The organism is Methylobacterium sp. E-005, from assembly GCF_022829725.1.
GTDB lineage: Bacteria > Pseudomonadota > Alphaproteobacteria > Rhizobiales > Beijerinckiaceae > Methylobacterium.
Window position 1 is genome coordinate 1 of the sequence record NZ_JAKSYG010000072.1, and the last position, 4,864, is coordinate 4,864.

Genomic DNA, 4,864 nt, shown 5'->3' on the forward strand with positions numbered 1-4,864 from the left:
CGGCGCTCGCCGCCGCCGGCAGCCTCACGATCGCCGATGCCGCAAAACTCCTGCGCCTGCGCGGCGCGGCCATGCAGGAGGCGGTGGCGCCGGGCGCGGGGGCGATGGCGGCGCTGATCGGCACCGATCTCGAAACGGCGCGGTCCCTCGCCGAGGAAGCCGGCGGCGGCGCGGTCTGCGATGTCGCCAACGACAATGGCGGCGGACAGGTGGTTCTCTCGGGCGACCGGCCGGCCGTGGAGCGGGCCATCGGCCTCGCCACCGGCCGCGGGATCAAGCGGGCCGTGATGCTCAACGTCTCGGCGCCGTTCCATTGCCGGCTGATGGCCCCGGCCGCCGAGGCCATGGCCCGGGCGCTCGCCGCCGTGCCCCTGGAGGTGCCCCGCGTCACCCTCTATGCCAACGTGGCGGCCGCGCCGGTCTCCGACCCGGAGGCGATCCGCAAGGCCCTGGTCGAGCAGGTCACCGGCACGGTGCGCTGGCGCGAGAGCGTCGCCGCGATGGCGGAGGCGGGCGTTGACAAGTTTTATGAGCTTGGCGCCGGCAAGGTGCTCACCGGCCTCGTCAAGCGCATCGCGCCGCAGGCCTCCGCCACCGCGATCGGCACGCCCACGGACGTGGCGGCCTTCGCGCTGTAACGGGATTCCAAAGGGCTGAGCCCTTTGGCGGGGTGTCGGGGTGGAACCTGGCAATCGGGCAAGGCCCGACTGTAGGGCGCTGCCCTGCACCCGCAAAAGGCCTCGGCCTTTTGAAACCCAACCGATTTCAGAGGAGCCCCGCATGTTCGATCTCACCGGCCGCAAGGCCCTCGTCACCGGCGCCACCGGCGGCCTCGGGCAGGCGATCGCCCGGGCGCTGCACGCGCAGGGCGCCACCGTCGCCCTCTCGGGCACCCGGCAGGCGAACCTGGAGGCGCTGGCGGCCGAACTCGGCGAGCGGGCGAGCCCGGTGGTCGCCGACCTGTCCGACAAGGATTCCGTGGAGGGCCTCGTCCCGGCCGCCGAGGCCGCGATCGGCCCCCTCGACATCCTCGTGAACAATGCCGGCATCACCCGGGACAACCTGTTCATGCGGATGAAGGACGAGGAATGGGAGCAGGTGCTCTCGGTCAACCTCACCGCCGCCTTCCGCCTGTCGCGGGCCGCCGTGAAGGGCATGATGCGCCGCCGCTTCGGACGGATCGTCAACATCGGCTCGGTGGTGGGCTCGACCGGCAATCCCGGCCAGGGCAACTACGCCGCCGCCAAGGCCGGCCTCGTGGGCCTGACCAAGGCGCTGGCCGCCGAGGTCGCCTCCCGCGGAATCACCGTCAACTGCATCGCCCCCGGCTTCATCACCTCGCCGATGACCGACGCGCTCAACGAGAAGCAGCGCGAGGGCATCCTGACCCGGGTGCCGGCCGGGCGACTCGGCGAGGGCGCGGAGGTCGCCGCCGCCTGCCTCTACCTGTCCTCCGCGGAGGCCGGCTACGTCACCGGCCACACGCTGCACGTGAACGGCGGCATGGCGATGTACTAGCGCCCGGATACTGGTCGTGGCGGCGTCCGGATCGGCGCGAATCAAGTGCTCCGGCACGCAAACGCCACACCGGTGAAGGGTTTCTGAACGGCCCCTCGCCAGGGCGGGAGCCCTGTGCTACCAACCCCCCGCAGCCGCGCAGGGGGTTGACGGTTCAGCGGGTTTTCAGTCCAAGGGCCTCCCGGTGGGGGCATCTCGGTGCACCGTGCCGGTTCACCGTCAGAAGCACGCGCAATCGGACACCGGCCGCTCAACAAGCCCGCAAGGGCGCGACGCGGTCAACGGACCACCCCGAGAAGACTGACAGACTTAAAGGACGAGGACGGAAGACCGATGAGCGATATCGCTGAGCGCGTGAAGAAGATCGTCGTCGAGCACCTGGGCGTCGAGCCCGAGAAGGTGGTCGAAAGCGCCAACTTCATCGACGACCTCGGTGCCGACAGCCTCGACACGGTCGAGCTGGTGATGGCCTTCGAGGAGGAGTTCAACGTCGAGATCCCGGACGACGCGGCCGAGACCATCCAGACGGTCGGCGACGCCGTGAAGTTCCTGGAGAAGAACTCCGCCGCCTGAGGCGCTCGGATTGTTCTAAGTCACGCGGCGCGGGTGAGGCGGAACAGCCCCCGCGCCGTCATGCGTTTTGAAGGCTCGGAGCGGGACCGAATCCCCCTCCGGCAGTTATAGACGATGCGCTCCGGCGGACCGGGCGCGCGATCCAAGACGGGACAGGTGCGATGCGGCGGGTGGTGGTCACGGGTCTGGGGATGGTCACGCCGCTGGGCTGCGGGGTGGAGCACACCTGGAGCCGTCTGATCGCGGGCGACAGCGGCGCCGGCCCGATCCGCGGCTTCGAATCCGCCGACCTGCCCTGCCGGATCGCCGCGCAGGTCCCCTTCGGCGACGGCACCGACGGCACCTTCAACCCCGACCTCGTGATGGAGGTGAAGGAGCAGCGCAAGGTCGATCCGTTCATCGTCTACGCGATGGCGGCGGCCGACGAGGCGCTGAAAGACGCCGGCTGGGCGCCCAAGAGCCATGAGGACCAGTGCGCCACCGGCGTGCTGATCGGCTCCGGCATCGGCGGCATCGGCGGCATCTACGATGCCTCCGTGACCCTGCACGAGAAGGGCCCGCGCCGGATCTCGCCGTTCTTCATCCCGGGCCGGATCATCAACCTCGCCTCCGGCCAGGTCTCGATCGCCCACGGCCTCAAGGGCCCGAACAACGCCGTGGTGACGGCCTGCTCGACGGGCGCCCACGCCATCGGCGACGCGAGCCGCCTGATCGCGCTCGGCGACGCCGACGTGATGGTGGCGGGCGGCGCCGAGTCGCCGGTGAACCGCCTCTCGATCGCCGGCTTCTCCGCCTGCCGGGCGCTGACCACGGGCTTCAACGACACGCCCGAAAAAGCCTCCCGCCCCTACGACCGCGACCGCGACGGCTTTCTCATGGGCGAGGGCGCCGGCATCGTGGTGCTGGAGGAGTACGAGCACGCCAAGGCCCGCGGCGCGAAGATCTACGCCGAGGTGGTGGGCTACGGCCTCTCGGGCGACGCCTACCACATCACCTCCCCCTCCCCGGACGGCGACGGCGCCTTCCGCTGCATGAGCGCGGCGGTGAAGCGGGCCGGGATCTCGCCCGCCGAGATCGGCTACATCAACGCCCACGGCACCTCGACGCCCATGGGCGACGAGCTGGAGCTGAAGGCCGTGGAGCGCCTCCTGGGCGACGCCGCCGCCAACGCCACCATGTCGTCCACCAAGAGCTCGGTGGGCCACCTTCTGGGCGCGGCTGGCTCGGTCGAGGCGATCTTTTCGATTCTCGTCCTGCGCGACAACGTCATCCCGCCGACGCTCAACCTCGACAACCCCTCGGTCGACACCAAGATCGATCTGGTGCCGTTCGAGGCGAAGCGGAAGCAGGTGGATGTTGTGCTGTCGAACTCGTTCGGGTTCGGGGGGACGAATGCGAGCTTGGTGATGCGGCGGGTCGAGTAGGAACGGCGACGTCCGCTGGCGATACGCTCAGTAAGTATTCAGGAAAGTATTTCTCAAGTTTAGGTCGTGCGGCAGCATCTGGAATGCGGTGCGATCGCTCCCGCGCCGGTCTTGATGGTTGTGGCATGGGTTTTGTGAGTTTTGAGTGATACCTCCCTTCGCGCCCTTCTCGTAACTGACTGCGCAGCAGCCCCACGGAGGGCCACTTCGGGACCCGGGCATGGCTCGGCCCCTGAAGATGAGGTCATGACCGGGATCTGCGTCATGGACGCCGCCCGGCCCTGGGGCCAGCGTCCGGCTACCACCCCCGCCGCTCATCCGCTCCCGGCACCCGCCCCTGCGGCGTGAGCGCGTGCACCACCTCCGGCAGCGCCTGGGCCAACTGAGAAAGAAGCGTCTCGCGGTCCATCCCGGTCTGCTGCTGAAGGGTGTCCACCGTGTCGGGGCCGAGCACCCGGGCGAGCTGGTCCGGGGCCACCGGGCGATTGGCGCCGTGGCCGATCCAGGACCCGATCACGTCGCCGAGGCCCCCCTGGCGGAAGCTTTCCACCAGACCGTCGAGGCCGCCGAGATCCCCCTGCCCCGCCAGGGCGGCGCGGCTCGGGGCCGGGGCGTCGCCGGGGCCGTCGAGCATGCCGGACAAGTCCGAAAAATCGCCGGGCGGCAGGGACGCGTCGACATTGCCCGCCGGGCCGCTGTCGCGGCGGCCGCCATACTGGTCCCAGCCGCCGATATCGCCGGTCTCGTCGGGCCGGCGTCCGCCGGCATCGGCGGGGTGCTGGCCGGGATCGCGCCCATAGGGTCCGGCGCCGCCGGAGCGGTCGGCCTCGGGGCCGGGCTCGCCCTGGCGCCCGCGCCCGAAGATGTCGCCGAAGCCGCCGCTCGCGCCCTTAGCGAGGAGCAGCATCAGCAGGGCCTTCACCAGGGGCGACATCCCGCCGGCGCCGCCCTTCTGCCCGCCGAACACCTGTCCGAGCACGCCGCCGATTGCCGATTCCAGCAAACCCATGCGCCCCTCCCCGATGCCCGAAGCGGGCCCGGGCGAACAACCCCTCAGGGGCGGGGTTGGTTGCCTCGCGGGGGCGGCGTCGGAGCGGTTGGGGGCCGCTGACCTCGAACACTGCGAGGATCGGTAACGCGCTGCTCTTCCGCCCCCGTGCGGGCGCGAATGGACACGCATCGCCTGTCGGGAGGCGCAACGGTCCCCTCTCCCGCACGGGAGAGGGGACCCGGATCCGAACCGGCGCCCGTATCGCCAGGGACCGCGTGTGAAGCCGCCGAACCCCGGTGGGGGAGACTCGCAGACGGGTGGCCCGTCCCCTCAGCGATCCGAGCTGATCAGGGCCGCC

Annotated in this window: 5 protein-coding genes; 4 read left to right on the forward strand and 1 reads right to left on the reverse strand. The window is 70.6% G+C overall.

Annotation, left to right across the window (positions count from 1 at the left end; translation table 11 throughout):
* The 4 genes from MKK88_RS07570 to fabF all read left to right on the forward strand — a co-directional run.
* The coding region (locus tag MKK88_RS07570; RefSeq protein WP_243998440.1) for an ACP S-malonyltransferase at window positions 1-638 on the forward strand (638 nt) is incomplete at its 5' end.
* A 142-nt stretch (window positions 639-780) separates the two neighbouring features.
* Entirely contained in the window at window positions 781-1,518 is a 738-nt protein-coding gene (gene fabG, locus MKK88_RS07575; protein WP_243998442.1) for a 3-oxoacyl-[acyl-carrier-protein] reductase, read from the forward strand.
* Window positions 1,519-1,851: 333 nt separating this feature from the next.
* Window positions 1,852-2,091, forward strand: a complete 240-nt coding sequence (locus tag MKK88_RS07580) for an acyl carrier protein (RefSeq protein ID WP_007559070.1) — start codon at window positions 1,852-1,854, stop codon at window positions 2,089-2,091.
* Window positions 2,092-2,252: 161 nt separating this feature from the next.
* The gene (gene fabF, locus MKK88_RS07585; protein WP_243998445.1) at window positions 2,253-3,515 is read left to right on the forward strand and encodes a beta-ketoacyl-ACP synthase II; all 1,263 of its coding nucleotides are present in this window, start codon (window positions 2,253-2,255) and stop codon (window positions 3,513-3,515) included.
* Window positions 3,516-3,813: 298 nt separating this feature from the next.
* Here the strand turns inward: fabF and MKK88_RS07590 are convergent, their stop codons facing one another.
* Complete coding sequence (locus MKK88_RS07590) at window positions 3,814-4,524, reverse strand: YidB family protein (RefSeq protein WP_243998447.1); 711 nt, start codon at window positions 4,522-4,524, stop codon at window positions 3,814-3,816.
* Window positions 4,525-4,864: the final 340 nt, after the last annotated feature.

Bases quoted from the DNA above. Each gene is read 5' to 3' on its own strand.
- MKK88_RS07580 (WP_007559070.1), top strand. From the start codon at position 1,852: ATGAGCGATATCGCTGAGCGCGTGAAGAAGATCGTCGTCGAGCACCTG.
- fabG (WP_243998442.1), top strand. From the start codon at position 781: ATGTTCGATCTCACCGGCCGCAAGGCCCTCGTCACCGGCGCCACCGGC.
- MKK88_RS07590 (WP_243998447.1), bottom strand. From the start codon at position 4,524: ATGGGTTTGCTGGAATCGGCAATCGGCGGCGTGCTCGGACAGGTGTTC.
- fabF (WP_243998445.1), top strand. From the start codon at position 2,253: ATGCGGCGGGTGGTGGTCACGGGTCTGGGGATGGTCACGCCGCTGGGC.